The 26,091-nt window shown below is 52.2% G+C and carries 26 protein-coding genes; 16 read left to right on the top strand and 10 right to left on the bottom strand.

All coding sequences use genetic code 11. The features are described 5' to 3' along the window. Nucleotides 1-239: 239 nt before the first annotated feature. The 3 genes from PsWM33_RS02730 to PsWM33_RS02740 all read right to left on the bottom strand — a co-directional run bounded on the left by PsWM33_RS02730 (nucleotide 240) and on the right by PsWM33_RS02740 (nucleotide 3,085). On the bottom strand, nucleotides 240-494 hold the full coding sequence (locus PsWM33_RS02730) for an exodeoxyribonuclease VII small subunit (protein ID WP_208860096.1): 255 nt from the start codon (nucleotides 492-494) through the stop codon (nucleotides 240-242). 37 nt (nucleotides 495-531) lie between these two features. Then, nucleotides 532-1,452 (bottom strand): histone deacetylase family protein, encoded by a 921-nt coding sequence (locus tag PsWM33_RS02735; RefSeq protein ID WP_057465023.1) that lies wholly within the window; start codon nucleotides 1,450-1,452, stop codon nucleotides 532-534. 643 nt (nucleotides 1,453-2,095) lie between these two features. Continuing rightward, entirely contained in the window at nucleotides 2,096-3,085 is a 990-nt protein-coding gene (locus PsWM33_RS02740; protein ID WP_063299136.1) for an L-threonylcarbamoyladenylate synthase, read from the bottom strand. A 321-nt stretch (nucleotides 3,086-3,406) separates the two neighbouring features. Here PsWM33_RS02740 and PsWM33_RS02745 point away from each other — a divergent pair, with 321 nt between their 5' ends. From PsWM33_RS02745 to PsWM33_RS02755, 3 genes are all read left to right on the top strand, one after another. After that, a complete protein-coding gene (locus PsWM33_RS02745) occupies nucleotides 3,407-5,185 on the top strand; it encodes an acyl-CoA dehydrogenase (RefSeq protein WP_063299137.1) in 1,779 nt (592 codons plus the stop codon). 71 nt (nucleotides 5,186-5,256) lie between these two features. Further along, nucleotides 5,257-5,994: a crotonase/enoyl-CoA hydratase family protein gene (locus tag PsWM33_RS02750; protein WP_063299138.1), complete on the top strand. Its 738-nt coding sequence runs from the start codon at nucleotides 5,257-5,259 to the stop codon at nucleotides 5,992-5,994. A 55-nt stretch (nucleotides 5,995-6,049) separates the two neighbouring features. Then, nucleotides 6,050-6,916, top strand: a complete 867-nt coding sequence (locus PsWM33_RS02755) for an SDR family oxidoreductase (RefSeq protein ID WP_063299139.1) — start codon at nucleotides 6,050-6,052, stop codon at nucleotides 6,914-6,916. A gap of 88 nt (nucleotides 6,917-7,004) precedes the next feature. Here PsWM33_RS02755 and PsWM33_RS02760 read toward each other — a convergent pair whose 3' ends face one another. Both PsWM33_RS02760 and PsWM33_RS02765 read right to left on the bottom strand, forming a co-directional pair. After that, entirely contained in the window at nucleotides 7,005-7,994 is a 990-nt protein-coding gene (locus PsWM33_RS02760; protein WP_063299155.1) for a DnaJ C-terminal domain-containing protein, read from the bottom strand. 170 nt (nucleotides 7,995-8,164) lie between these two features. Further along, nucleotides 8,165-8,563 carry an RT0821/Lpp0805 family surface protein gene (locus PsWM33_RS02765; RefSeq protein WP_244276646.1) on the bottom strand — a complete coding sequence of 133 codons (399 nt, stop codon included), beginning with the start codon at nucleotides 8,561-8,563 and terminating at the stop codon, nucleotides 8,165-8,167. Between the two features lie 189 nt (nucleotides 8,564-8,752). Between PsWM33_RS02765 and pdxH the strand changes: the two genes are divergently transcribed. Beyond that, on the top strand, nucleotides 8,753-9,379 hold the full coding sequence (gene pdxH / locus PsWM33_RS02770) for a pyridoxamine 5'-phosphate oxidase (RefSeq protein ID WP_373456179.1): 627 nt from the start codon (nucleotides 8,753-8,755) through the stop codon (nucleotides 9,377-9,379). A gap of 147 nt (nucleotides 9,380-9,526) precedes the next feature. On the opposite strand, the gene PsWM33_RS28610 is transcribed toward pdxH, so the two are convergent. Next, entirely contained in the window at nucleotides 9,527-9,655 is a 129-nt protein-coding gene (locus PsWM33_RS28610) for a hypothetical protein (RefSeq protein WP_275078543.1), read from the bottom strand. A gap of 91 nt (nucleotides 9,656-9,746) precedes the next feature. Further along, entirely contained in the window at nucleotides 9,747-9,917 is a 171-nt protein-coding gene (locus PsWM33_RS27275) for a hypothetical protein (RefSeq protein ID WP_167550269.1), read from the bottom strand. Between the two features lie 568 nt (nucleotides 9,918-10,485). On the opposite strand from PsWM33_RS27275, the gene PsWM33_RS02775 reads away from it, so the two are divergent. Both PsWM33_RS02775 and PsWM33_RS02780 read left to right on the top strand, forming a co-directional pair. Beyond that, on the top strand, nucleotides 10,486-11,211 hold the full coding sequence (locus PsWM33_RS02775; protein ID WP_208994361.1) for an HAD family hydrolase: 726 nt from the start codon (nucleotides 10,486-10,488) through the stop codon (nucleotides 11,209-11,211). A 193-nt stretch (nucleotides 11,212-11,404) separates the two neighbouring features. Continuing rightward, nucleotides 11,405-12,340: a DUF1499 domain-containing protein gene (locus PsWM33_RS02780; protein WP_063299142.1), complete on the top strand. Its 936-nt coding sequence runs from the start codon at nucleotides 11,405-11,407 to the stop codon at nucleotides 12,338-12,340. 305 nt (nucleotides 12,341-12,645) lie between these two features. Here the strand turns inward: PsWM33_RS02780 and PsWM33_RS02785 are convergent, their stop codons facing one another. Both PsWM33_RS02785 and PsWM33_RS02790 read right to left on the bottom strand, forming a co-directional pair. Next, entirely contained in the window at nucleotides 12,646-13,839 is a 1,194-nt protein-coding gene (locus PsWM33_RS02785) for a MalY/PatB family protein (RefSeq protein ID WP_063299143.1), read from the bottom strand. 62 nt (nucleotides 13,840-13,901) lie between these two features. After that, on the bottom strand, nucleotides 13,902-14,819 hold the full coding sequence (locus PsWM33_RS02790; RefSeq protein ID WP_063299144.1) for an MBL fold metallo-hydrolase: 918 nt from the start codon (nucleotides 14,817-14,819) through the stop codon (nucleotides 13,902-13,904). A 340-nt stretch (nucleotides 14,820-15,159) separates the two neighbouring features. Here PsWM33_RS02790 and PsWM33_RS02795 point away from each other — a divergent pair, with 340 nt between their 5' ends. The 10 genes from PsWM33_RS02795 (at nucleotide 15,160) to PsWM33_RS02840 (ending at nucleotide 25,229) form a co-directional block, all read left to right on the top strand. After that, nucleotides 15,160-16,128 carry a metal ABC transporter solute-binding protein, Zn/Mn family gene (locus PsWM33_RS02795; protein WP_063299145.1) on the top strand — a complete coding sequence of 323 codons (969 nt, stop codon included), beginning with the start codon at nucleotides 15,160-15,162 and terminating at the stop codon, nucleotides 16,126-16,128. A 1-nt stretch (nucleotide 16,129) separates the two neighbouring features. Further along, nucleotides 16,130-16,954: a metal ABC transporter ATP-binding protein gene (locus PsWM33_RS02800; protein WP_063299146.1), complete on the top strand. Its 825-nt coding sequence runs from the start codon at nucleotides 16,130-16,132 to the stop codon at nucleotides 16,952-16,954. Between the two features lie 9 nt (nucleotides 16,955-16,963). Further along, nucleotides 16,964-18,199 carry a metal ABC transporter permease gene (locus PsWM33_RS02805; protein WP_063299147.1) on the top strand — a complete coding sequence of 412 codons (1,236 nt, stop codon included), beginning with the start codon at nucleotides 16,964-16,966 and terminating at the stop codon, nucleotides 18,197-18,199. Next, entirely contained in the window at nucleotides 18,199-19,140 is a 942-nt protein-coding gene (locus tag PsWM33_RS02810; protein WP_063299148.1) for a metal ABC transporter permease, read from the top strand. Before PsWM33_RS02805 ends, PsWM33_RS02810 begins: the two co-directional genes overlap by 1 nt. 302 nt (nucleotides 19,141-19,442) lie before the next feature. Next, nucleotides 19,443-20,570 (top strand): extracellular solute-binding protein, encoded by a 1,128-nt coding sequence (locus tag PsWM33_RS02815; protein ID WP_063299149.1) that lies wholly within the window; start codon nucleotides 19,443-19,445, stop codon nucleotides 20,568-20,570. A 175-nt stretch (nucleotides 20,571-20,745) separates the two neighbouring features. Further along, nucleotides 20,746-21,831, top strand: coding sequence for an ABC transporter ATP-binding protein (locus PsWM33_RS02820; protein WP_063299150.1), 1,086 nt, complete (start codon nucleotides 20,746-20,748; stop codon nucleotides 21,829-21,831). Beyond that, nucleotides 21,824-23,110, top strand: a complete 1,287-nt coding sequence (locus PsWM33_RS28295) for an ABC transporter permease subunit (RefSeq protein ID WP_063299151.1) — start codon at nucleotides 21,824-21,826, stop codon at nucleotides 23,108-23,110. The genes PsWM33_RS02820 and PsWM33_RS28295 overlap by 8 nt, the downstream gene beginning before the upstream one ends. Continuing rightward, nucleotides 23,107-23,946, top strand: a complete 840-nt coding sequence (locus PsWM33_RS02830) for an ABC transporter permease (RefSeq protein ID WP_063287293.1) — start codon at nucleotides 23,107-23,109, stop codon at nucleotides 23,944-23,946. The genes PsWM33_RS28295 and PsWM33_RS02830 overlap by 4 nt, the downstream gene beginning before the upstream one ends. Before the next feature lie 18 nt (nucleotides 23,947-23,964). Continuing rightward, nucleotides 23,965-24,453, top strand: a complete 489-nt coding sequence (locus PsWM33_RS02835) for an SRPBCC family protein (protein WP_063287294.1) — start codon at nucleotides 23,965-23,967, stop codon at nucleotides 24,451-24,453. Between the two features lie 59 nt (nucleotides 24,454-24,512). Then, nucleotides 24,513-25,229 carry a hypothetical protein gene (locus PsWM33_RS02840; RefSeq protein ID WP_063299152.1) on the top strand — a complete coding sequence of 239 codons (717 nt, stop codon included), beginning with the start codon at nucleotides 24,513-24,515 and terminating at the stop codon, nucleotides 25,227-25,229. A gap of 20 nt (nucleotides 25,230-25,249) precedes the next feature. Here the strand turns inward: PsWM33_RS02840 and PsWM33_RS02845 are convergent, their stop codons facing one another. Next, on the bottom strand, nucleotides 25,250-25,831 hold the full coding sequence (locus tag PsWM33_RS02845) for a tetratricopeptide repeat protein (RefSeq protein WP_063299153.1): 582 nt from the start codon (nucleotides 25,829-25,831) through the stop codon (nucleotides 25,250-25,252). Nucleotides 25,832-26,091 lie beyond the last annotated feature (260 nt).

Genomic DNA, 26,091 nt, shown 5'->3' on the forward strand with positions numbered 1-26,091 from the left:
CACTAGAATAACAGGTGTGTTATATGCTCAATAGTTTTTGTCCAATTTTATTTAGTAGGCTAAATAATAAATTATCACGGAATTTTTATCATTTAAGTAAAGCGGCGTTCCTGATGATTCTGGTGCAAACAAAAACCCCGCTCAAGGCGGGGTCTGTTGAAAAAACGAACGCGTGTACTAGAGAGGAAATTCTAGTTATTGTGTTTGGGACTAGAATTTCAATTCCATATTAGCTGAATTTATTGGTCGTCTAGCGCTTCTGTGCCAACTGCGTTTCCAGATGTGTTCATCTGGATTTTCTCTACCTTCTCTTCAGCAGCTTTGAGCAAGCCATCGCACTTCTCACGCAAGGCTTCACCTCGAGCATAAAGCTCAATGCTCTTTTCCAGAGGCACGTTGCCTTGCTCCAGATTGCGAACAATGGTTTCCAGCTCAGCTAATGCTTGCTCAAAGGAAAGGTTTTCAATGGAACCGGCTGCTTCTTCTGTCACCAAACTGTCCTCGCTCAGTCGGGAGTAGGCGCACTCCCAATTAGTAATCCATCAATGTCATTACATGAGCGGCGGCAGATCGCGCAAGACCTTCCAGATCATACCCACCTTCTAAAAGCGAAACGACACGTCCCTGACAGCAATCATCCGCAATTTCGATGAGTTTGCGGGTCGCCCACGCAAAGTCCAGCTCTGTGAGGCGCAGGCCGCCAAGTGGATCACGCTCATGAGCATCAAAACCTGCGGAGATAATGATCAGATCCGGTGAGAATTCACGGATGCGCGGCAAAATCGCGTAATCGAGGGCTTCACGGAACTGGGTTCCATCATCGCCTGCCGTGAGTGGGGCGTTGACAATGTTATTGTGCTCACCCGTTTCATTCACTGCACCGGTGCCCGGAAACAGCGGCATCTGGTGAGTGGAGGTGTACATCACTGTTGGGTCGTTCCAGAAGATTTCCTGAGTGCCGTTTCCGTGGTGAACGTCAAAATCCATGATCGCCACACGCTCAAGCCCATAAACGTCCTGTGCGTAGCGGGCTGCAATTGCGGCATTGTTAAACAGGCAAAAACCAGAGGTAAGAGCTGACTCTGCATGGTGTCCTGGAGGTCGGCATGCTGCAAAAGCGTTGGAAACGCGTTTACTCATCACCTCATCCACACAGCGTGTAGAGCCACCCACAGCTCGCATCGCCGCCTCCCAGCTGCCCGGAGACAGATTGGTGTCTGGCGCAAAATCGATGAGCCCCTCTTCAGGATTCATGTTGTGGATGGAGTTGATGTAGTCAGAGCTGTGAACCCGGGCAATATCCTGAAACGTTCCGAATGGCGCGATATCGCGATCCAGCATGAAGAACCTTTCGTTCTCCAGCATACGATCAATAGCCCGCAAACGGTCGGGGCGTTCTGGATGACCAAGCGGAGTAAGATGATTTAAAAAAGCCTGATGGTGCAGCAGCAAAGTACTCAAGATATTGAACCCGTTAAAAATGAAGTCAGGTACACAGCCAATGTTAGAGCTCGTTCCAGTAGCGAAGTTGGAGCGTGAAGTAAGCACACTTACTCTAGTGTGATGGCACCTAAATCCAATCCTGTGAAAAATTGGGCGAATTTCATATACAAGTCCACATTGCCGAGCAGTCTGTCAATTGTACACCCCTCCAGTTTATCTCGGTAATTGGGATGAGGTGCCGATAAATCTCAGTGGTTATGCCTGCGTGGAATGCCCAGCTGTCCCGTGAGTAAGACAAGAAAAATCCGGAGTGCGTGTATAACACGCAACCCCGGATTAAAGGTGCGAGCAATCTGTGTTGCTCGTGGGGGAGGTCCGCTGCATCTCTAAGAAATACATGACTGTAATATTGGGCCAATTCTTTAAATTTGCACGCTGATTATTCCCCCGCTCCTTGAATTCATACTGAGCGGAAAGAGAAAAGGTTAACACCTATTCTTTAGGTGTTGCATAAATACAAGGAATTCTACAATAAGCCCAAAGTATTCAGGGGTAGTTATCCTGTGCTCTCAACGGGTTGCGGCAGAGAGGTCTTGGGAAAATACAAAGAAGAAGGCAAGGCGCGGCCTGTTTTCAGCGTTCTGAACAGCGTTTAATCGCGGGGAGCAGCAGCACGGGCGAGCCGGTCATTAATAGCTTCCCCCAGTCCATGATGAGGGATTGGCATGACTGCAATTTTTCCGTCTTCTCCAAGGTCGGCCTGACGCAATGCAGTAAACAAGCGTGCAGCAGCCTCGGTCAGATCTTCTGAGTCGCTGAGAGGAACCAGCTTGGCAGCTTTATCGGAGCCTTTGGGCAGATTAGCACCAAAGGTAATCAACGCTTCCCCTTCCGCCACATCCTCTGCATTCAGGCGAATGTGGGAGTTGGGAGCGTAGTGGGATGTCAGCATCCCGGGTGCCATTGGGGCGCTGTCGTCTGTTCCTGCACGCACCAATGTTTCACCAAGCACAGCTTCAATGTCTTCACGGGCCAGACCACCCGGTCGCAGAAGTGTTGGACGGTCCCCCACAAGCGAGACGATTGTTGATTCAACCCCTACAGAGGTCGCCCCGGAATCGATGAGGTAAGACAAGTGATCTTTAAGATCGTTGATAACATCTTCTGCGGTCGTGCCGCTGATCCGCCCGGAAAGGTTGGCCGAAGGTGCGGCCAGCGGGCGCCCGGTATGCTTGCACAATGCCCGCATCACCTCGGAGCGAGGCACCCGAAGTGCGATTGTCTCAAGACCTGCCACAGCAAGATCAGAGACCGGGCTGGTTGGCCGCTTCGGCAACACAAGAGTCAACGGTCCCGGCCAGAAGGCTTCGGCCAGTTTGAGAGCGCGGTCATCAAAAAAAGCGTGGGTTTGTGCTGCTTCCAGACTGTCTATATGAGAAATTAAGGGGTTGAAACTTGGACGACCTTTCGCCTCATATATACCCGCACAGGCTTTGCCATTGGTTGCATCTGCAGCCAGTCCATATACCGTCTCAGTAGGTATCGCGACGAGTTTTCCATCGCTCAGCGCATCGCAAATATCCTGGAAAATTTGCGTGTCTTCCAACTGGGTGTCAGATGGGTGTAAGCGCCAGAGTTTCATACCTTTTCTTTCTTACTAAGACGAATGTAGGGGGCTACCTGCCTCTAAGGGACGCTTGACGTATAGGTTAATCACACTACTGTCCCAAACAGGAAAAATTCTGTAGCGGCCTTTTGATGGGCAAAAGCCAATTCGTCAAGTCGCTATAGCGTATTCCCGAGACGTGAGCGTCGGTTTTCGGATGAGAGTATGCGCAAATATACGCGTATTTCCGAGGAGTGGCCGCCAGCTGTCGGTGCGGACTACGCATAAATACATCTCTAAGACGGTTTGCTGGCCCTATATGAAAGGCAGGCGGCCTTAGAAGGGGAGGAAAACAAAATGTATCGTGCACCACTGAGTGAAATTGTATTCACGCTGAAAGAAGTAGCAGGTTTAGGACAGCTTCAGGCGCAGCCGGGACAGGAAGAGCTTTCTGACGATTTGATCGAAGCTATTCTGGGCGAGGCCGCAAAGTTTGCAGAGGAAGAGATCGCGCCTCTCAATAGGGTTGGAGATGAAAATCCGGCACAATTGATCGATGGAAGCGTCAAAACCTCTCCGGGCTGGAAAGAGGCCTACACCAGTTGGCGTCAGGGCGGCTGGAGCGCGCTGACAGGTGATCCGGAGTACGGAGGGCAGGGCCTTCCAAACATGCTCCACGTCGCCGTGTTCGAAATGTGGAATGCGGGCAGCATGGCTTTTACCTTGTGCCCAACACTCACCACAGGTGCTGTAGAGGCTATCGAGAAGCATGGTTCCCCGGAACTTAAGGCAAAGTACCTCGAAAAGCTCACCAGTGGCGAGTGGACAGGCACAATGAACCTGACTGAACCACAAGCAGGCTCAGACCTGAACGCCCTGCGTGCCAAAGCAGAGCCTGTGGGAGACGGGTCCTACAAAATCTCTGGCCAGAAGATCTTCATCACTTATGGTGACCATGACATGACAGACAACGTGGTCCATCTGGTACTGGCTCGCTTGCCGGACGCGCCTGCTGGAACACGTGGCATCTCACTGTTTGCAGTGCCAAAGTATTTCGTCAATGACGATGGCAGCCTTGGCGAGAAGAATGACGTGACCGTAGCTGGTGTGGAGCACAAGCTCGGTATCCACGGCTCTCCAACCTGCACCATGTCTTTTGGCGATAAGGGCGGTGCAATCGGTTGGCTCATCGGCGAAGAAAATAGAGGCCTCGCCTGCATGTTCACCATGATGAACAACGCCCGCCTTGCAGTGGGTGTGCAGGGTCTCGGCATCGCAGAGCGTGCCTTCCAGGAGTCTCTGGCGTTCTCACTGGATCGCAAGCAGGGCCGCGGTATCGGATCTAAGACCGATGGTATGGATCCGATCGCAGTTCATCCGGATATTAAACGCACCCTTCTCTCCATGAAGTCGCAGACACAGGTCGCCCGCGCAATCTGTTATGCCTGCGCACATGCACTGGACATGGCAAAAGTTGCGCCGGATGCAGATCAAAAGAAGTTCTGGTCAGAGCGTGCTGGCTTGCTCACACCAATCGCAAAAGCGCTCTCCACCGACTTTGGTGTCGATGTTGCCTCTCTTGGCATCCAGATCCACGGCGGCATGGGCTTCATTGAAGAAACCGGCGCAGCCCAACATCTGCGTGATGCGCGCATCGCTCCGATCTATGAAGGCACCAACGGCATTCAGTCCATCGATCTAGTGATGCGCAAGCTGCCAATGTCTGGTGGTGATCAGGTCCGCAGCCTCATCGCTGAGATCAAAGAGATCGCTGCAAGTGTAAACGCAGACAATACCGGTGAACTGGGTGATCTTGGTGCCAAGCTGGATGCAGCTGTTGCTGATCTGGAAACCGCCACCGAATGGATGTTGAGCGCACAGGCTGACGGGAAAATCCCGGAAGCGCTTGCAGGTGCGACACCATATCTGCGTTTGGCAGGCATCACTTTGGGCGCTGGCTTACTGGCAAAAGGTGCTCTGGCATCCAAGGATGCACTAGAGACGCTGAAGAAGCCGCGCTACCTGATGGCGCGCAGTTTTGCAGAAACTGTTTTGGGTGAGAGCGCTCCTCTGAAAGACGACGTAACACGTGCAGCTGAAGCAATCCTTGCATTCGACGCTGCTGAACTTGCCTGATCCAAGAGGCAGTCAATCGTATTTAAAGGGTGAGGCGGAACTGGCCTCACCAATCAGTTTGGGAGGGACACATGATCAGTATTGAACGGGACGGCGCAGTCCAGATCATCCGCATGGATCGCGTAGAAAAGAAAAATGCACTGACTCAAGCCATGTACATGGATATGGCAGATGCGCTGAAGACAGAAGACGAAAGCATCCGCTGCCATGTCATGCTTGGCCGTCCGGGTGTCTTCACCGCGGGTAATGATATTGCAGACTTCCTCAAGGCCGCAATGTCAGGCGAAGGCTTGGAAGCTGGCGGTGTTGGCAAATTCCTCGGCGCACTCCATGATCCGTCCAGACCTGTCATCGCGGGCATCGATGGACCTGCCATCGGCGTAGGCACCACCATGCTGTTCCACTTCGATATGGTGTTTGCGACAGAAAATGCGCTCTTCAAAACACCGTTCACCGATCTCGGCATCATTCCTGAAGCAGGCTCAACGCTGATCGGCCCAGAGACAATGGGCTACCACAAAGCGTTCGAAATGCTGGCTCTGGGTGAAAGCTTCACTGCTGAGATGGCTAAGGAAGCGGGCTTCGTAAATCACGTGGTATCCCCTGCTGAGCTTGAGGGCCGCGTGCTTGCAATAGCGCAGAAGGTAGCGTCCAAGCCTCAAAACGCCCTGCGCATTTCCAGAGAGCTGCTGCGTGGCAAGCGTGAGCCGCTTGAAAAGCGCATTTTTGAGGAAATCGGTCTCTTTGCTGAGCTGCTTAAATCTGATGAGGCTCGCGAAGCCTTCATGAAGTTCATGAGCAAAGCTTAACTCGTTCAGATGCGGTGTTTATCGCCGCATCTCAATTCAGGAAATTGGGGAAAACATGGGAAGTCTGAAGGGTAAAACACTGTTCATTACCGGTGCATCTCGTGGAATTGGCCTCGCGATTGGCAAGCGAGCAGCACAAGATGGCGCGAACATTGTGATCGCTGCAAAAACGGCAGAACCGCATCCTAAGCTAGAAGGGACGATCTACACAGCGGCCAAAGAGATTGAGGATGCCGGAGGTCAGGCGCTCCCGCTCGTGGTTGATGTGCGAAGCGAAGAGAGCGTTGAGAATGCAATGAAGGCGGCTGCTGAAAAGTTCGGCGGTATCGATATTGTGGTCAACAATGCCAGTGCGATCAACCTGACACCGGTTCAGAAAATCGATATGAAGCGTTTTGACCTGATGCACCAGATCAACACGCGCGGCACTTTGCTCTGCTCTAAACTAGCGATCCCGTATCTGAAAGAAGCGGAAAATCCGCATATCATGATGCTTTCTCCACCGCTGGATATGCAGGAGAAGTGGTTTAAGAACCATACACCGTACTCCATTGCCAAGTACGGCATGAGCCTTGTTGTACTGGGACTTGCCGGAGAACTGCGCTCTAAGAAGATTGCTGTAAACGCCCTTTGGCCGCGCACGACCATTGCCACGGCTGCTGTTCAGAATCTGCTTGGTGGTGATATGATGGTTCAGGCAAGCAGGACGCCAGACATTCTGGCAGATGCTGCACATCTGATCTTCACAAAACCGGCAGCAGAAACCACTGGCAACTTCTTCATTGATGATACATTGCTGGCGGAAAACGGTATGATCGATTTTGACAAGTACCGCGTGAATCCGAAAGTGAATCTGCAGCCAGATTTCTTTGTTCCCGATGACAGTGTAGCGCCAGTCAGCCTGGCTGCAATCGAAGCTTAGCTTTGATCGTTGAGGCACTCTGCTTCTGAGAGATTCAAAGCATGGCAAAATAAAAGGCGGGGTAACCCGCCTTTATCATTGGTAATGATTAGTCGAACTCGGGACCGCGTGCCGAATACGGCTTCACTTCTTTCCAGGCGCGCATCAGATTTTCAAGTTCTTCATCTGTCTGTTCTGGCAGGACAATTTCAAGCCCAACAAGAAGGTCGCCGTGGCCACCTTCTTTCTTCGGCAGGCCCTTGCCTTTCAGCCGCATGGTCTTTCCGCTGCTGGTATTTGCAGGGATTGTCAGGTTAACCGCGCCGCTGAGAGTTGGAATGCGTACTTTCCCACCAAGAACGGCTTCATAAAGGGTGAGGGGGACATCTACACGAATATCTTCTCCATCCACTTTGAAGAGCTTGTGTGTGGAAATACGAACTTCTACCAGTGCATCACCAGCCTGACCACTCTTGGCAGAAGCAAAACCTTGCCCTTTCAGGCGGATCTTGTCGCCGCTCTGCGTACCAGCCGGAATTTTTACATTCACAGTCTTACCGCTTGGCAGTTTCACCTGAACCTTGCCATGGTGGGCAAGGTCTTCAAGTGTCACCCGTGCAATCAGGTTGGCATCAGCTCCCTTGGTAGGGCCAGCATGGAAATGAGATTCTCCACCGCCTGCGCTGCGGCGTTTGCCGCCGCCAAAGCCACCAAGAATATCATTTAGGATATCGTCAAAACCACCAGCATCCTGAGGTCCGCCGGCACCGCCGTGGCCTTCGCCAAAGCCCTGCTCAAACCGGAAACCACCACGACGTCCTGAATTACGGAAACCTTCGAAGCCACCGCCACCACCCGGGCCGCCATAAAATTTCGGTTTGCCTTCCGCGTCTATCTCACCGCGATCAAACTGTCCGCGCTTATCTTTGTCGCCCAAAACTTCATAGGCTTGGTTCGCTTCAGAGAAGCGCTCCTTAGCCTTTGGATTGTCTGCATTCTGGTCTGGGTGGAACTGTTTGGCCAGTTTGCGAAACGCTTTCTTGATCTCTGCCTCACTGGCATTTTTGCTAACACCAAGAACAGAATAGGGATCTCTCATCGTCATCCATCAAATTGAAATAAGGGCAGTTTATTACTCACCCATTACATAACCTTGAGTTCGATGAGGCGCAAGCAGCCGTAGCCGAACTTAGCTAATCAGACGTGAGTATTTCAGTGGTTTTAATCTAGTAGGCTACATCGCATTTGCGAAACTGAAGCGAGGAAGAGTTATTCTGTGACCGTTGCATCTGTTTGGAACGGAGCAAGTTGGACAATCTTCATTTTATGATTGGTATCAGGGCAGCTGCGCCCCTGATAGGCTCTGACGCCGCCAACAGTGTTCGCGCTGGTCACAAAATCGGTGCAACCCGCAATGCTTTCTGTTTTATCAACAGACATGAGAGAGGTGATTGTGCCGCTATTGCCGCTGACAGGATTAGTCCAGGCCATAGGGGCAAACCGGTGCTTGGTTTGCCCGTTCTCGTTCAGAGCTTCCTCAATGGTATTCGTAATAACCGTACGGTCGGTGCGATGAATCTCGCTATCCGCGACCTTTTGCTTGGTATCAACTGTCTCTGTCAGGTTCAGAGGTTCTTGATACTCACTGTTGTTCACAGATATGGACATTTGAGTGCAGGCAGGAAGTGTCAGCAAGAGCGCAGCCGAGACAAAACACGACTGGCGTAAACGGGTTTTCTTGCTATACAAAACTGCCATATTACTACTAGAGCCTCAGGTTGAATCCGTTGTTTTAACGAATTCCGGTTCATCCACAGTGTGAGGATCCTAAAGGGACTATTAACTATGAATGGTGACATCCAAAATCTGGAAGAAAAGTTTACAAATAGTTACTCTGAAAGCGTAGAGGTTCCTTTTCAACTATTTGGTGAATGGCTTGCGCTTGCAGAAAAGAGCGAGCCCAATGATCCTAATGCCATGTCAGTTGCGACTGTAGATGAGAATGGCATGCCCAATGTACGGATGTTACTCCTTAAAGGTTACAGTCCACAGGGTTTTGTGTTTTATACAAACTTTGAAAGCACAAAAGGCCGCGAAATTCTTGCTCACCCTAAGGTTGCTTTGTGTTTTCACTGGAAAAGCTTGCGCAGGCAAGTCCGGGTACGTGGCAATGTTATCCACGTAACTGAAGACCAGGCCGACGAATACTACAACTCACGGCCACGAAAAAGCCGCATTGGTGCGTGGGCGTCCAAACAATCCCGCCCATTGGAAAGCCGCTTCGCGCTTGAAAAAGAAGTTGCCAAATACGCTGCTAAATATGCTGTTGGTGATATTCCGCGTCCTGGGTATTGGAGCGGTTGCATTTTGCAACCATTGGAAATCGAATTCTGGCACGATCGTGCCTTCCGCCTGCATGACAGATTTGTCTTCAAAAGAGACAGTGCAGAAGACCAGTGGGATAAGGTACGTCTGTATCCATAATGCATTTCAGATGAAGGCAGAGCGCATTACAAACATGGTGTGCTTGGTCATTTATCAGCGCCAGAACATGAGCCGCTATTGAAAGCAAAATTAGATATGGGGCAGGGCTGCGGGATCGTCATGCAGAAGACATAACAGTTGATGCTTCTACAGGCTCGGCAAGAAATAAGGCGGCTCGCAATCCTGCGGGTCGCCTTCTTTGTTCAGATAACCAGACGCCCGTTCAGCCATCAAGTCTCTGTAAAGCCATGCCCTAATAAGGCGTGGCTTACGCATTGAAGCAGTCATCAATGTGATTGGAATACATAATCAAGCAATTCAGTTCTTGAAAAACAAGCTGGAATCTCTGATTTGTAGCCCTGACGCATCAGTCCGTCGGAAGAGGATATTCTTCCTGAACCTTAGGCTGATATGCCTCTTTCTGCTTGCCGTTACAGCAGTTCGCAGCATTGACAGCCTGAATGCCCACTGGACGATAAAGTTTGTCCAGATCAGGTTTAGCGTTTTTCTTTTGTTGCTCAGTCGTTCCGAAGGCCATTTTAGTCCGTCCCCTTGGGACAAGTTGTGTTGCAGAAATCGCGATGCTTATCCGGAATGAGTAGCCGGATAACCCGATATAAGCGTCAGCTCATATGCAGGAGTGATACTCAAATCGGGCATGAATATGTTAGCGCCAAAAAAACTAAAAAAGCCAATCTAATTTCGAGGGGGGAATTTCCCAATAAACTCAGCAATTTGAATGCATGAAACATGACGTTAACTAATTGCTCAGCGGCCTTTCTGGAAATTATTATTATTATACAAAAGGATAGGATATCAGGTTGTGAGCTAGTTAAAATTATCGCGACTAAACCATTAATGTATCAGGCTATTTTGAGTGACATTTGGCCGCGATTTCCCTGACTGCGAAACTGACAAAAAACTGTGTATTTAGTGTGCCAAGAAGCTTGTGGCTGATTGATTAGCATCGCTCATAGTGATTGGTGCTCGTAATACTCTGTATAAGTGCGTAGATTGAGCCGCTTGCATAAGAACTATTTTGCTCGGGTAATCTCCCGAAGACGGTCTCCCATATAAGCCGTCAAATGCGCTGAAGGAAAATGACAATGAACGTGCGCGCCGTACTGTTTGATCGCGATGGAACTCTCATTGATTTCAATAGGACATGGGGCACGGTGCTCCAACATGTTCTGATGGATCTGGCAGATGGAAATCTGAAGCTGGCTACTGAACTGGGTCATCTCGTGAAGTTTGATTACGCCAGCTGTGCCTGCGAACCGGGCAGCCCTATTCTGACCAATCCGCCAAGCGGTTACAGCGAACCATGGGCCAATCATCTTGGTGTTGAGTTCAACCGCGCGTTCCTGGACCGTATTGAAGACCTTATTCTGGACCATGCTGCAGACTGTGTTGCAGCATTTGATGACACAGCATCATCTATCAAAGCCCTGGCAGCTGCTGGTTTGCCGATTGGTCTGGCAACGAATGGTACAGAAGCAAGTGCCATAGCCCAGCTGAAGCGCCTTGGTATTCTCGACTACTTCACCTTCGTTGTGGGCTATGACAGTGGTCATGGTGAAAAGCCGGAGCCGGGCCAGCTCTTCGGGTTTGCAGAGCACACAGGTATCGAGCCTCAGCACATCGCCATGGTGGGTGACAGCCTTCACGACATGCATGCAGCCCAAAACGCAGGCATGGTGCGGGTTGGCGTAACAACTGGCGCGCTGACTGCTGAAGAGCTGAAGGATCACTGTGACCACCTGCTCGACAGCCTGACTGATCTTGTGAACCTGGTTGGCCTAAAGGCGGCAGGAGAGGGCGCTGCTGCTTAGTATCGGCTCCCGAATGCGGCGGTTCATCTGCCGCAATTCCCCTCTCTCAAAATCTGCGCGAAAATAATGGCAGTATTCAACCCTCGGTAATTCTGAACTGCTACTATCTGGTATCGTAAAGTAAAGAGCTGTAACCTTCATGCCGAACGGTTAAGTTGAACTCTGAGCTGCAGATTGAAGAGAGTGGGATAGAATGACCCTGCAATTGCCCTCGAAACATTCTCGCACTGCCCTGCGCAGTCGTCGCATTGGCGCAATTGCGATCCCGTTCCTCATTATCTCCGTTGCCGGTCATTACTTCGAGTTGTTCAATACAGAAGTGCTGCTCGTTCTCTTTGTAATTGGCTTTTTCATGGGCGCTGCCGCAATTGCTCTGGCTGCCATGGCCGTGGTTGATTTGTGGAACAACGGCGGCAAAGGGTTCGGCAACAGTTTCTTGGGCACTTTCTATGGTGCCATCGTGCTTGCCCCACTACTTGTCGCGACATTGGGGCTCTATCTGTTTCCGCCGCTCAACGATGTCTCAACGGATATGGATGAGCCACCTGCGCTAATCGCTGGTGATCGCATTGATGATGAAATTGAGCAGGACAAGCAGCTCATGCAAAAGGCCAGCTATCCTGACATCGTCCCGCGCCGGTTCCGCTTGCCTCCACCAGAGTTGCACAACGCTGTTTCCAACGTCGCCTCCAGCATGGGGTGGAAGGTGATTTACGAACTGCCCGCAGGTTTCCCGGATGAGCCCACCTACTTGCTCATGGAAGCGCGTATGCCATACTTTTCTTTGAAGGATGATGTCGCCATTCGCATCCAGCCTGATAGGGTCGGTACACTTTTGGACATCCGCTCTGCGTCCCGCTTCGGCAGTCATGACTTTGGCACCAACGCCCGCCGTATCAGAGGGTTTCTGGCAAGCCTGGATAAAGTGCTCTTGCAAAACTACGGCATCACAGCCCGGGTTGAAGAGCCTGAGCTGGTCTTGCAGGACGAGGCCGAGCAACCGGCTCAGCTAAAAATCTCTGAGAGCGTACCGTTGCTGGAAGCGCCATTAGAGCTGCCACCTTCAATTGCATCCATGTTGAAAGAGCGTGGCGCCGCGCCAATCCCATCACAAAAGCCTGCGCAATAAATCGCGAGTATCTCTCATAAGATCAGCTGTTGTTTTGGGGAGTGTGGTCTCGAGATAAAAGCAGGCCCAGAAACGACATAACCAGCGCCGGGGAAGCACTGGTTATGAAAGCTTGCGTGAACAACGAGTACCGCTTTAAGGCTATCGCGAAACTCTGAGAGTTCTGAAGCCGGGGAAGCCGTTGAACTCTATGAATTCAATATGACTCATTTAATAGCATATGTGTGTGATAATTGTCACGACCTCACAAAAAAATACGCCCAGAAACGGGCGTATCTTTGATAACTCAAAATATTGCTTTGAAATCAGGCGTTTGCTTGGATGCGAAGATCTGCAAAAACATCTTCCAAACGTTTGATAGCCTCTTCGACAGTTGATTTTGGGCAGGCCAGATTGAATCGCAGGAACGTTTCTCCGCCTTTTCCAAACGTGCTGCCGATGTTGACGGCGACCTTTGCCTGCTTCTGGATACGCGTCACAATCTCATCAAACGGCAGGTCTACTTCTTTGAAGTCGACCCACTGCAAATAAGTGCTTGCCATGCGCATCACTTTAGCGCCGGGAATAGCAGCTTCCAGCCCTTCGATCAGCAGCTCCTGATTGGCCGCAATATAGTCGCAAGCTTCTGTTAGCCACTCATCGCCATGGTTGTAAGCCTCAGTCGTGGCCTGTGAGCCAAGCGGGGTGGCGTGAACTCCACAAGCTGTAAAGACCTTGCGGATTTTGTCGCGCAGCTCTTTGTTGCTGATGATGCACGCAGCCGTCGCAAATCCAGCCAGATTGAAGGTCTTGGAAGCAGATGTGAATGTAATCGTCCGCTCTGCAATCGCCTCAGACAAGGTCGAGGTCACCACATGCTTGGATCCATCCAGAATAAGGTCGTGGTGGATCTCATCAGAGATGATCAGGATGTTGTGCTCAAGACAGAACTCGCAAATGCGGGTCAGCTCCTCTGCAGTCCAAACACGACCACCCGGGTTGTGAGGGCTGCACAGCAGCAGGATCTTGGTGCGTTCATCAATCTGATCGGCCAGATTGTCAAAGTCCATGTAATAAGCGCCATCACGCTCAATCAGCTGGCTTTCTACAAGGCGGCGGTTGTTGTCGCGCACGGCGCGGCCAAACGCGTGGTAAACTGGTGAGAACACCAGGACGCCATCGCCTTCCTCAGAAAACGCCTGAATAGCCATGGAGTAACCAGCAACAACTCCCGGTACAGTGGTGATCCAGTCTGCAGATACATCGAACTGGTGACGTCGCTTCATCCAGGAAATGACAGCTTCCTTGTAAGGCGCATCATTGCCGTAGTAGCCGTTGATCCCGTGCTCCGCAGCGCGGGCAACCATGTCATTCACGGCTTGTGGCGGGCGGAAGTCCATATCAGCAACCCACATCGGCAAACCGTCATCAGGACTGATGCCATAGCGACTTTCCATCTCATCCCACTTCAGGGAATGAGTGTTTCTGCGATCGATCTTCTGGTCAAAAATACTGGTCATTACGTCTCTAAATGTTGGAGAGATCGGTTTCTCTGGGGTGTCCTGACAGTGTGTAAGCTGAGCTAAGTCAGCTCACGCAACGTGAATTTTGCGGAGAGTGTAACCTTACCATTGCACAAGACAACCCCTTGCGCGATGAGATCATCCAGTTGTGCAAGAACATTGAGCGCCGCTGCGCCATGAAGCTTTGGGTCCACATCCGTGTAAATGGCTTTCACCATGGTCATGACGTCATCATCCCCAGCGTGCAAACGTTCAAGGATAGCATCGGAGCGCATCTGGCGATGCTGCTTTAACTGAGGAAGAAAGACCTTCGGGTTGTTCACTTCGCCGCCATGGGACGGGAAATAGCGAGTTTCACTGCGCGCTATGAGCTTGTCCAGCGACTTCATGTAGGCGTTCATGGACCCGTCTGGAGGCGCCACAATGGTCGTGGACCAGGCCATCACGTGATCACCGGGCAGCATCACACCTTGCTCAGGAAGGGCGAAAGACAGGTGATTCTCTGTGTGACCCGGCGTCGCAACCACTTCAATTGTCACGCCATCAACAGAGATTTTGGCACCATCCTTCAGCTCTTCATCCGGCGCAAAGTCCTTTTGAGAGCTCGCATCCATGGGCGTTTCGGCCATGTCAGCAAACGAAACAGCTCGTTTGTGAGGTCCGCACCCCATCACGGGAGCGCCTGTCTTTTCCTTCAAAGGGCCTGCAAGAGGGGAGTGATCCACATGAGTGTGGCTGACGAGAATACCTTTTACCGGTCGGCCATCAATGGTCTTCATCAACGCGTCCAGATGCTCCAGATCCATCGGGCCCGGATCGATGACAACAACCTCGTTTTTACCAACAAGGAAAGTGTTAGTTCCTGCAAACGTTAGGGCACTCGGGTTATTGCAGGTTACGCGCGACAGCTCATCGGTGATTGCAACAAGCTCACCATGTCGTGCATCAAATTCGCGATTGAAGTCCATCTTGCTCATGTCAGGTCTCTCCCATTGCCTCCATAAATAAGCCTTTGGCAAATAAGAGGCAATGGCAACTAGGCCTGATTGATGGTCGACTTTCTGCTCACGCCGCGCTTTCCATCGCAAACGACGCAAAACACCAATTTTCGAAAAGCTTCATTTTTTTATTGCAATTAAGAATGAGTTGCAACTAGACTGCCGGAAGAAACAGGATGCCTGCAGAAATTCTAATGGTATCTTTATTTAAAGAGCTCAGGGCGAAGATGTTGGCTGAGAACAACGAGGCCGGGTCCGAAAACTGTGCAAGATGATGAGCGTGAAAATTTGCTCAAGTCGTTTTAGAAAGTTGGATTTTATGCGCTACTTAAAAGCTGCTGTGCTTGCAGTAACAGTCATGATTTTTGCAGGTCTCTCTGGCCTGTCAGCAGCATTTGCAAAAACTCCGATCAATGCAGTTGCAACAGTCGGCATGGTCGCCGACGCTGTGCGTGCAGTTGGTGGAGACAATGTTACCGTTGAAGCGCTGATGGGAACCGGCATCGATCCTCACTCTTATCGTCAAACCCGCTCTGATGTGGTGAAACTGGGTCGTGCAGATGCAATTTTCGCAAACGGTCTGTTTCTGGAAGCGCAGATGGAAGATCTGCTGTTGAAGCTACAAAAACGTAAGCCTGTCTTCTTCATCGGTGAAACCATCGACTCTGCCAAGCTTGAAGGTTCAACCGCGTATACTGGTCGCTATGACCCGCACGTCTGGATGAGCCCAACCCTTTGGCAAGGTGCGATCAATGGTGTGACCGAAGCCTTCGTCTCCATGGACCCTGAAAACGAGCAGGACTATCGCGACAACGCAGCAGCCTATCTGGCACAGGTGCAGAAGCTCGCAGATTATGGCGATAAGATTCTCCAGACAGTACCTCAAGAGCGCCGTGTTCTTGTAACCGCGCACGATGCCTTCACCTATCTTGGTCGCGACTTCAATCTGGAAGTGGTTGGCATTCAGGGCATCTCCACCAACTCAGAAGCTGGTTTGCAGAGGATTGAGACACTGGTTGACCTTCTCGTCGACCGCAAAGTCACAGCAGTGTTTGTTGAATCGTCAGTATCAGAGCGAAACGTACGTGCGCTGGTCGAAGGTGCAGCAGCCAAAGGCCACAAGGTCGAGGTCGGCGGCGAGCTCTTCTCAGATGCGATGGGCCAGTCCAATACCTATGAAGGAACGTATATCGGTATGATCGACCACAACATGACCTCGATTACACGCGCTCTGGGCGGTGAAGCACCAGCACAGGGTATGCAGGGTAAGCTTGGAGCAGGTCACTAAGATGCATGATAGAAGTTCCTCCGGTCTGCACTTGTTGCACGATACCGAAAGCTCGAAAACTGTGAACCCGCAAGACCTGCCGTTCACAGTGCAGGGCATGACGGTTGCTTACCACCACAAACCTGTGCTTTGGGGTGTATCGTACTCTGCTCCAAAGGGATGCCTGACCGCCATCATCGGCCCCAATGGCGCTGGTAAGTCTACATTCTTGAAAGCAGCTCTTGGCCTGATCCCGAAACTCTCTGGTGACACCAAAGTGTTTGGCGCACCAATCGAAAAGGCCCTCAAGCGCATCGCCTACGTTCCGCAGCGTTCTGCCGTGGATTGGGATTTTCCGGCAACCGCCATCGATGTTGTGTTGATGGGCCTTTACGGCCAAATCGGTTGGTTCCGCTGGCCATCCCGCAAACACCGCCAAAAGGCGATGGACTGCCTGAAGTCTGTTGGCATGCAGGATTTTGCAAACCGACAGATCGGTCAGCTCTCTGGTGGTCAGCAGCAGCGAGTGTTCCTTGCAAGAGCATTGGCGCAGAATTCTGAAGTCTATCTCATGGACGAACCGTTCGCTGGTGTGGATGCTGCAACAGAAAAAGCAATCGTGGCAGTGCTCCGCCAACTGGTAGCAGATGGCAAGACCGTTCTTGTGGTGCACCACGATCTTGAAACCGTGCGTGATTACTACTCCCACATCCTGCTGCTCAATGGGCAGCACGTGGCAGACGGCCCAGTGGAAACAACCTTCACCGCTGAAAACCTGCAAAAAGCGTATGGCGGACGTCTTGCCAGCACTCAGCTGGATGGCCTCTCTGAAGCCTCAAACGCGTAAGGCAACGTCATGGAACATTTCTTTGCCGCCCTTACTTTGTCAGCAGGCTACAACACGGCACTGGTTTGTATTGGTGCAGCGCTTTTGGGCGCGGCCAGTGGTGCCATCGGTGTTTTTGTTTTGCTCAGAAAGCGGACACTGATCTCCGATGCAGTCAGCCATGCAACACTTCCCGGCGTAGCGCTCGCCTTCATCATCGCACAGGTCTACTTTGACTCAGGTCGCTCCCTGCCAGTGCTCTTGTTTGGCGCAGCCCTTTCTGCCGGTATCGGCGTTCTGGCCGTGGATTGGATTAAAACCCACACCCGTCTGACAGAAGATGCCGCCATCGGCACCGTGCTCTCCACGTTCTTTGCTGTGGGTATGGTACTGCTGACGATCATCCAGTCCATGTCCATTGCAGGGCAGGCGGGTCTGGAAGGCTTCCTGCTTGGTGCAACCTCCGGCATGCTCAAGTCTGAGGCGCTGACCATCTCAGTGGCTGCAGCACTCGTTGGCCTTGCCGTTGTGCTGCGTATGAAAGAATTCTCACTACTTTGCTTTGATGAAAGCTTTGCAGCGGCCTGTGGCTACAATGTGCGCTGGCTGGACCGCACACTGCTTCTGCTCTTACTGGGCATTGTGGTGATCGGCCTTAAAACAGTAGGCCTCGTTCTCATTATTGCTTTGGCAATCATCCCACCTGTGGCTGCCCGTTTCTGGACAGACCGCGTGCCGGTGTTGGTTGCCATTGCAGCAGGTATTGGCGCCTCGGGAAGCTACATTGGAGCTGCTCTCTCAGCCAGTGCACCAAACATGCCAACAGGCGGTTTGATCGTGCTGGTGCTCTTCAGTTTCTTTGTAGTTTCCCTGCTGATCTCGCCTGTCAGAGGCATTCTGGCAGCAGCGCTCAAGCACTATCGTTTCCAGCGCATCGTGCACTTGCGTCAGGGCTTACTTGCCATCGCACACGATGAACCAGTGCTGGAACCTCTCACTCGCTCCATCCTCCGCCGCGGCGGATTCATGGGCGGCGATGGCCAGCCGACGGTCAAAGGCCAGTCTGAAGCTCGCCTCATTGAGCGGGACCAGAAACTCTGGAACCTCTACCGCGAAATACATCCCGAAGAATCCCATGCACTCGCAGACTGGTCTCTGAAGCCAATCGGAGAAGTTTTACCCGCTGATACAGTCAGAGTGTTGGAACAGGAACTAAGCCCGCATGTTGTGCGCGGCGGTGAAACAACCAGAGGAGGAGCAGTCTGATGGATATTTTCCTGCAATTTGACCTCCCAAGCATCCTGCTTGGATCTCTGGCAGCACTTGCCTGCGGTCTTCTTGGCAACTTCCTCGTTCTGCGCAAGCAAGCACTCATGGGCGATGCAATCTCCCACGTGGTTCTGCCCGGCATCGTGATCGGCTTCCTGTTCACCCATGAGACCAGCTCCTGGGCCATGATGCTCGGAGCAGGGGGAGCAGCAATCTTCGCAGTCCTCCTGATTGAGCTTATCCGGCGTATCGGCAATGTAGAGCCGGGGGCTGCTATGGGTGTAGTGTTCACCACCATGTTCGCAGCAGGCGTTGTCATTCTAGAGCAAACCGGAACCGCTGGCGTCCATCTGGATGTGGAACACGCGCTCTACGGTAATCTAGAAAGTGCAATCTGGTTGGATGCCTATTCCCTCTCAGACCTGTGGAACTGGCAGGTGCTCATGACCCTGCCCGAAAGCATCAAGCAGCTGTTTGTTGTTAATATGCTGGTGATTATGTTTATCGTGCTGTTCTTCAAAGAGTTGAAGATCTCCAGCTTTGACCCGTTGCTCTCAGCAAGCCTTGGTTTCTCGCCTAAATGGCTTGGCCTTTCACTCATTGTCATGGTGGCAATCGCTGCTGTTGCTGCATTTACAGCTGTTGGGTCTATCCTTGTGATTGCTATGTTTATCTGCCCCGCAGCAACGGCTCGTATGCTGACAGATAACCTGAAAGTCCAGCTCTTCATCTCCGGCATCGCATCCCTGTCCGCTGGCCTGTTTGGTTACTTGTTGGCAGCGTTCGGTCCGGGCTTGCTTGGCTACGAATTCTCCGTGTCCGCAGCCGGTATGATTGCGGTTGTCGCTGGTCTGCAGCAGGTGCTTGCCATGTTGTTTGCTCCGCATTATGGCGTCGTTATGCGGCGTCGCCGGCAAAGAGCGCACGCAAGCGTCTGATAGAGCCTGTAGGTCTCGACAATTGAAAGGGAGTACCTGAAAAGGTGCTCCCTTTTTAGTTTGCCAAATAAATAACAGATTGAAATTACCTAGAGATTTCAGGTCAACCTATAGAAATATAAATACAATATTGCCTAGCCCGCTAATAATGAGCTACGCTCCATAAGTTAATATACGTAAATTGTCATGGGTCTGTCACAGGTTGCAGTTAGCTGCCTAGGTGATGGAACCGGAGGGGCGCCGAATCTAAGTATCGCGCCTCGGTTGCTATTAAGAATTCTTTGTCTCTTGAGGGCCCGTAAATGTCTATCTCTCGTCGTTCAGTTTTAAAAGGCACTGCCGCAGCCTCCGCTGCTGCGATTGCCGCTCCTGCAATTTTGAAGGCCTCTGATGCGCTGGCATCTTCTGGTCAGGTGAATGTGTTCGCATGGGGCGATTACGTTCAGGACAACATGATCAAGAAGTTTGAAGGTGACACAGGCATCAAGATCAACCTGTCCACTTTTGGCTCCAACGATGAAGCTGAGCAGAAGCTGAAAGCAGCTGGCGGCAAGGGCTTTGACGTGATCTTCCCATCCATCACCAACGGCGCCAACTATTACCCGGATGACCTGCTGGCTCCTCTTGATGAAAGCAAGCTCAAGGTTGATGCTGTTGTGCCTTCCATGCTGCGCGACAGCGTAAAGCTGGGCGGTACCTACCGCGGCAAGCGCATGCTGCTGCCATTCGACTGGGGCACAGAGGCAATCACCTTCGACAGCTCCGTATTCCCGCTGTCAAACGACGAAGTTTCCTTTGGTTCCCTCTGGGCACCGGAAGCAAAAGGCAAGGCTGCCTTCCGCCAGAAATCCGCTCTGATCGGCACCGGCCTATACCTCGATGCAATCGGCAAAGTGAAATCTGACCGTATGCTCGATGTTTACAAGACCGAGGAAGACGCCCGCCGCGTTTGGGACGAAGTGGCCAAGTTCATCATTGAGCGCAAAGCAAACATTGCTGCGTTCTGGAACAACGCAACCGAAGCAACAAACGCCTTCAAACAGGCTGGCGCGTCTATCGGCCAGACATGGGACACAACGGGTCTGCTGCTCAGCCGTGAAGATGCGAAATGGAAGTACCGCATGCCAAAAGAAGGTGGCATGACCTGGATGGACTCCATGGGCATTCCAAGCGGTGCAGCCAACACAGAGCAGGCTTACGCCTTCATCAATGCGATGCTTGATCCGCAAATGGCAGGCATGTTCAGCTCAAACACCGGCTACAACTCAGCCGTTGTAGGCGCTGCAAACCATGCTGGCGAAACCTACAAGAAGCAGTTCCTGGAAATCTACAACAACGACACGCTGGCGAACCTGTGGTGGTACCCGGCAGATACGCCGTGGTTCGCCCCGCTGCGTCAGGAATACGTTGACAAAATCACCAACGCATAACGACGTTGGCAGCAAAGCGCGGCATCAGCCGCGCTTTGCACATCCGCTCCTAAGAAATGCAGCAGCAAGACTGCGCACCTTGTGAGCAAGGACTGTGCACTGGTCAAAGTGTCAGGCACGCAGAAAACCCAGATTTCCAATCTTTAAAAGATTGAAGCGAAGCAATAGGCACTTCATGCACGGCAATGATGTAATTCTTGAAAACCTCTCCATGAGATTTGGCGATTTCGTCGCCGTCCAGCCCACTGACCTTAAGATCAACGCTGGTGAGTTTTTCTCCATCCTCGGCCCGTCTGGTTGTGGCAAAACAACCATTTTGCGCATGATCTCCGGCTTTCTCACCCCTTCACAGGGCCGTGTCGTGATCGGCGAGAAAGACATGTCCGGCATCCGTGCAAACGCCAGACCAACCGCTCTGATCTTTCAGAACCTTGCGTTGTTTCCGCTCATGAGCGTGCGAGACAACATTGCCTTCGGTCTGGAAGCGCGCGGCATTGCAAAGAAGACCCGGCAGGAAAAAGCGCAGGAGCTTTTGTCTCTGGTCGCGCTGGATGGTCAGGGCGACAAACTGCCAACTGCATTATCAGGCGGACAGCGCCAGCGCGTTGCTATTGCCCGCGCCCTTGCAGTTGAGCCCTCCGTGCTCCTGCTTGATGAACCGCTCTCCGCACTCGATCTCAAACTCCGCCAGCACATGCGCGCAGAGTTGAAAGACCTGCAGCGTAAAACGGGTGTAACCTTCATCTACATCACACACGATCAGGGCGAAGCACTGACCATGTCAGACCGTGTTGCAGTCATGAACAAAGGCGTGGTGGAACAGGTTGCCACCTCTGACGAGATTTACGCGCACCCCAAAACGCCCTTTGTGGCAAGCTTTGTGGGTGAGCAGAACATCTTCAAAGGCAAAGTCATTGGCAAAGAAGGCGACTTCGCAATTCTGGAAACATCGCAAGGCAAGCTCTTTGGCCAGAACGCACACGGATTGAATGAGGGAGAGGAGGCCATCCTTTTCGTACGTCCTGAGCGAATGACCCTGGAAGAAAAGCAGGGCCAGCAAAACGGCCTCTCCGCAATTCTAGAGCGCCGAGACATGGAAGGCCCTTTTGTGAACCTCCATATGCGGGCAGGGGATCAGCCTGTTGCAATCCACGTGACCAATGTTGAGCAAACCCACCAGCCTCTGGGCGCTGACCAGAAACTCTGGTTTGCTGCGCAAGATGCCGTAGTGATGCGTCCGGGAGAGCTGGCCAGTGAATAGTCTGATCAAGAGTTATGGCAAAGGCCTGACCACACTTTTTATAGGCCTGGCTGCGATCTGGATTGTGGTGCTGATTGTGCTGCCGCAAATGTCCATGATCGACCGCGCCTTCACCTATGAAGACAGGGGCGGAGCCGCAGCAACGCTGGCGTTGGAAATTGACCGCGCCTATGAAGACGTGTTCCAGATCAACACCAGACTGGTGGAGCTTCAGGCCGAAAAAGAAGATCTGATTGCTGGCACGTCCACTGCTCCTCAGCAAGACAGTGCCTCCGCACTCAATCCGTTTGGTACACAGTCACCCTCTGATGATACCTCCGGCCTCAATCCATTCGGAACGCCGTCGGTACCAGAAGCAAACGATACATCAGGCCTGAACCCGTTTGGCGCACCATCACCAGGCAACACAAGCGCGGTAAGCCGCAGCCTTGCTGAAATTGAGGCCGAAGAAGCACCGTTACTCGCGCAAAAAGGCGAGCTGGAAGCCCAAATTGCTGCGCTGGAAATAACTGAGAAATCCACGACAGACGCTGTCGGCTTGGATACCTCTTATTCGCTCAAGAACTTCACCATGATGAGTTCTGTGCATTTCCAAATCTTCCTTGCCACCATCATCTACGCGCTCTGCGTCACCATTCTGGCGTTTGCACTGTGCTATCCAGTGGCCTACGCCGTTGCGATGACCACGAACCGTAACAAGCTTGCAATCTTGATGCTTGGCCTTCTGATTCCCTACGCAATCAACGAGCTGCTGCGCATCTTCTCGTGGATCATGATCCTGGAAAAGCAAGGCGTGCTCAACGGCTTGCTGGACCTGCTGGGCATCATCAACATGGAAGCTGGCGAAGGCTTCCGCTTTGTTGCCTCCAATGGTGCCGTGTTCACCGTAATGGTCTACGCCTACGTGCTCTTCATGGTTTTCCCAATTTACAACACGGTTGATACGCTCGACAAAAACCAGATCGAAGCGGCAAAGGATCTGGGCGCGTCCACATGGCGTATTCATTGGCGCGTGGTTCTTCCGCACGCCAAACCCGGTATTGCCGTTGGCGCGATCATGACCTTCATGCTCTCTGCGGGTTCCATCGCCGTTCCAAGTGCTGTGGGCCGTGGCCTGCACCCCGACTGGTTCTCTCAGGTGATTTATCGCCGTTTCTTTGAGGCCGACAGCTGGAACCAGGGCGCCGCTTATTCGCTGGCATTGTTGGTGGCCTGTATTGTCTTCATTCTGTTCAACATGTGGGTCTTCCGCGTCGGCATTCGGGACATCGCGAAATGACAACAACAACACTTGAAAGCGGCGCCATGAAAGAACAGGTGAAATCTCCTATTGATTGGGCCGCCACCATCCTCAATGGCTATCTGGTGATCTTCTTCGCCTACATGTTCCTGCCCATGATCTTCATGGTGATTGCAGCCTTCAACGCATCACCGACTCCATCTGTCATCGACTGGCAAGGCTTCACGCTGGACTGGTTTCGTGCACTGCCGGAGGATCAGCGTTTCATAGACGGGTTATGGCATTCGCTGATTATCGCGCTGGGCGTCATCGTCATCTCAATCCCACTTGGATTGGCTGGGGCTTTGTTGCTCACACGCCTGCAATCCCAAGCCACCACATTCCTCTACACAGTGCTGGTGTCGCCTATGCTCACTCCGGGCATCGTGCTGGGGGCAACCACGCTCATCTTCTGGCGGGATGCCTTCGGGGTGGAAGGTGGCCTGCTGACCGCAACTATTGCGCAGTCCAGCTTCATCGCCTCCTACTGCATGCTCATGTTCATGGCACGCCTGCAACGGCAGGATATCGTGCAGGAAGAAGCGGCGTTGGATCTGGGAGCCTCCTCGTTCTTTGTGTTCCGCAAGATCACACTGCCATTCCTCATGCCGACCATTCTCACAGCTGCTGCAATCTCGTTCCTGCAGTCTATTGAGAACTACAACACCACCTTCTTTGCCATTGGCCCAAGCTGGACACTGGTCACGGAGATTGGTGCGCGCATGCGGTTTGGCATATCCCCTGTCATCAATGTCATCGGTGTTCTCTTTGTAGCAATTACGATAATTGCTGCTACAGTCTACGTGATGGCTCGCCGTAGGAAGGGACGCGGTTGAGTGTAATTGGGGGATGCGATGACATCAGGCGAAACGGGCGTCTTGGAGCAATTTTCACTATGCAAGGCAGAGGTGCTTCTGCCTGCATCAACTCAAAGCGCCTATGCGTGCTTTCTGGAGAAAATCGACGCCTGGTGGCCCGCAGAGTACAGGTTTGCACCTGAGGGTGTACTCGGCATCGAGCCACTGGTGGGCGGTTCGTGTTTTGAAGATGTGGAAGACGGCAGGCGCCTGCATTGGGGCACCATTCAGGAGCTGGAGGAGGGCTGCAAGATTGTCCTTGCTTGGCAGATCTCGCCCAAGCGCCTGCTGATTGAAGACCCGCAAAAAGCTGGCATCGTCACAATTCAGTTTTCAGATGTTGAGGGTGGAACGCAGCTCAAACTGGTGCATAGTCATTTCGAGCGCTACGGAGACGGCTGGCGGGAATACCTGCGTGCCATGAACTCCAGCGCCGGATGGGCCTACTGCCTGAACAAGCTGAAAACTGCCATCGTGAAACTCTAAGGCGTTTTACCGAAAGATGACGCCGGATTTCAGATTAAGAGACGTATTTAGGAGCCTTCATGAAGCTCAAGTTTCGTTGCCTGCCAGAACTTCACGGACATATTCCTGAGCCGGTAGAAGCAAAGGCATCACTGCCTGACTGGTTGAAAGACATCCCTTCAACGGCTGAAAGTGAGTTGCTGGGCAACGAACAGGTGCGCACGCTCAAACACTGCCCACCAATCATCGACGGCTTTTCAACGGGCATCCTCTTCAAGCTGCCCTGTGATGTGACGATGAAAGGCGGCGAGTTCTCATGGCACTGGCCAAAGCCAGTCTCACCTAAGGCACAACAAACCCGCTCACCCATCGGCCTGCATGTGCCAGAACAGGCAACCGGTGCTCCGCTGGGCACGAATCCGGGTGATTTCATCATCAAGCTCAACAACTTCTGGAGCATCGAGGCCCCTGAAGGCATCTCACTGCTCTTCACCCATCCGCTCAACCGCGAGGAACTGCCGTTCAGAACACTGGCAGGTGTGGTGGATTGTGACCGCTTCAAAGGTGGCTTCGTTCATTTTCCAGCGCTTTGGAAAGACCCAAAATTCGAAGGCACGCTAAAAGCAGGCACTCCAATCGCACAAGCTTTCCCATTCAAGCGAGAGGCGTTGGAGCTGGATTGCGCTCCGATGGATGAAGACGAATTTGAAACCCATCTGGACACACAAGGTAAATTACAGGCAGAACCGGGCCACTACCGCAAATCTGTCCGTGCCAAACGGTCTGTTGAAGCTTAAGAGGCCAGTCATAGACCGTCTTATGGAAGCACAGCTTTCGAGTTCAATGGCACGCGCCCGAAGGATCCTTGGCTCATAATTTTCAGCAATTCAGGACGCACAGGAGGATTGTTGGCAAACAATCGTCGCAACATGTTGATGCCTTCATCATTGCCCTGCATCTGCATGGCTTCTGCTGCACCAAGAATATTCTCAGCATCATTCTCCAGCTCAGCCCGTTTTTGGAAGGCTTGCAGGGCCAGGTCCGGAACCTCCATGTGCAGTGCAATGCGGGCAAGGTTCAGCAAACCATCGCTATCATCAGGGTAGGCGGCGGTGAACTCGGCAAAGTCATTGAGCGCTGCGGTGAAATCCTCCATGTCCAGACAAGCCGCAGCCCGTTCAAACATCGCGCCTTTGTGTTGCGGGTTGAGGTCCAGTGTCTTCTCGAAATTCTCAAGGGCCTGCACATTGTTGCCCGCACGGCGGCGCACAAGGCCAAGGTTGTACCAAAGGCTCGGGTTGGTCTCATCCTCCTCCAGCATGAGAAGAATGTACTTTTCCGCTACCGCCCAATCCTCCTGTGCAATCGCAGCTTCCAGCTTTTCGAGAATCTCTTCCATCGTTCGCCCTTTGTTACACCCCACAAAAGCGGCCATCACAGAAGCTGCAACCCGCTCGCAAGACCTATTTAAAGGCGCAGGCCATTTAAATACAATTACCAAAGGTAAGAGAGGGGTGACACTTCACTTCAATTGAGCACTAAACGCAAAACATGATAGTTGCATGACGTCTGCACTGCCGCAAAAGAAGGTTTGCCGATTAATTATTATTCCTCAGCTTCTTGAGCCTCCCCCTTTGAAGTGGTCCACGCCTATAGTTA

Source organism: Pseudovibrio sp. WM33, from assembly GCF_001623165.1.
In the GTDB taxonomy this organism is placed as follows: domain Bacteria; phylum Pseudomonadota; class Alphaproteobacteria; order Rhizobiales; family Stappiaceae; genus Pseudovibrio.

What these genes read in the sequence shown, in the direction of transcription:
- PsWM33_RS02740 (WP_063299136.1), bottom strand. Translation starts at nt 3,085, where the DNA reads ATGAAACTCTGGCGCTTACACCCATCTGACACCCAGTTGGAAGACACG.
- PsWM33_RS02785 (WP_063299143.1), bottom strand. Translation starts at nt 13,839, where the DNA reads ATGACCAGTATTTTTGACCAGAAGATCGATCGCAGAAACACTCATTCC.
- PsWM33_RS02765 (WP_244276646.1), bottom strand. Translation starts at nt 8,563, where the DNA reads ATGTCCATATCTGTGAACAACAGTGAGTATCAAGAACCTCTGAACCTG.
- PsWM33_RS02830 (WP_063287293.1), top strand. Translation starts at nt 23,107, where the DNA reads ATGACAACAACAACACTTGAAAGCGGCGCCATGAAAGAACAGGTGAAA.
- PsWM33_RS02745 (WP_063299137.1), top strand. Translation starts at nt 3,407, where the DNA reads ATGTATCGTGCACCACTGAGTGAAATTGTATTCACGCTGAAAGAAGTA.
- PsWM33_RS02845 (WP_063299153.1), bottom strand. Translation starts at nt 25,831, where the DNA reads ATGGAAGAGATTCTCGAAAAGCTGGAAGCTGCGATTGCACAGGAGGAT.
- PsWM33_RS02750 (WP_063299138.1), top strand. Translation starts at nt 5,257, where the DNA reads ATGATCAGTATTGAACGGGACGGCGCAGTCCAGATCATCCGCATGGAT.
- PsWM33_RS02775 (WP_208994361.1), top strand. Translation starts at nt 10,486, where the DNA reads ATGAACGTGCGCGCCGTACTGTTTGATCGCGATGGAACTCTCATTGAT.
- PsWM33_RS02820 (WP_063299150.1), top strand. Translation starts at nt 20,746, where the DNA reads ATGCACGGCAATGATGTAATTCTTGAAAACCTCTCCATGAGATTTGGC.
- PsWM33_RS02795 (WP_063299145.1), top strand. Translation starts at nt 15,160, where the DNA reads ATGCGCTACTTAAAAGCTGCTGTGCTTGCAGTAACAGTCATGATTTTT.
- PsWM33_RS27275 (WP_167550269.1), bottom strand. Translation starts at nt 9,917, where the DNA reads ATGGCCTTCGGAACGACTGAGCAACAAAAGAAAAACGCTAAACCTGAT.
- PsWM33_RS02805 (WP_063299147.1), top strand. Translation starts at nt 16,964, where the DNA reads ATGGAACATTTCTTTGCCGCCCTTACTTTGTCAGCAGGCTACAACACG.
- PsWM33_RS02780 (WP_063299142.1), top strand. Translation starts at nt 11,405, where the DNA reads ATGACCCTGCAATTGCCCTCGAAACATTCTCGCACTGCCCTGCGCAGT.
- PsWM33_RS02815 (WP_063299149.1), top strand. Translation starts at nt 19,443, where the DNA reads ATGTCTATCTCTCGTCGTTCAGTTTTAAAAGGCACTGCCGCAGCCTCC.
- PsWM33_RS02835 (WP_063287294.1), top strand. Translation starts at nt 23,965, where the DNA reads ATGACATCAGGCGAAACGGGCGTCTTGGAGCAATTTTCACTATGCAAG.
- PsWM33_RS02760 (WP_063299155.1), bottom strand. Translation starts at nt 7,994, where the DNA reads ATGAGAGATCCCTATTCTGTTCTTGGTGTTAGCAAAAATGCCAGTGAG.
- PsWM33_RS02840 (WP_063299152.1), top strand. Translation starts at nt 24,513, where the DNA reads ATGAAGCTCAAGTTTCGTTGCCTGCCAGAACTTCACGGACATATTCCT.
- PsWM33_RS02790 (WP_063299144.1), bottom strand. Translation starts at nt 14,819, where the DNA reads ATGAGCAAGATGGACTTCAATCGCGAATTTGATGCACGACATGGTGAG.
- PsWM33_RS02810 (WP_063299148.1), top strand. Translation starts at nt 18,199, where the DNA reads ATGGATATTTTCCTGCAATTTGACCTCCCAAGCATCCTGCTTGGATCT.
- PsWM33_RS02755 (WP_063299139.1), top strand. Translation starts at nt 6,050, where the DNA reads ATGGGAAGTCTGAAGGGTAAAACACTGTTCATTACCGGTGCATCTCGT.
- PsWM33_RS02800 (WP_063299146.1), top strand. Translation starts at nt 16,130, where the DNA reads ATGCATGATAGAAGTTCCTCCGGTCTGCACTTGTTGCACGATACCGAA.
- PsWM33_RS28610 (WP_275078543.1), bottom strand. Translation starts at nt 9,655, where the DNA reads ATGCGTAAGCCACGCCTTATTAGGGCATGGCTTTACAGAGACTTGATG.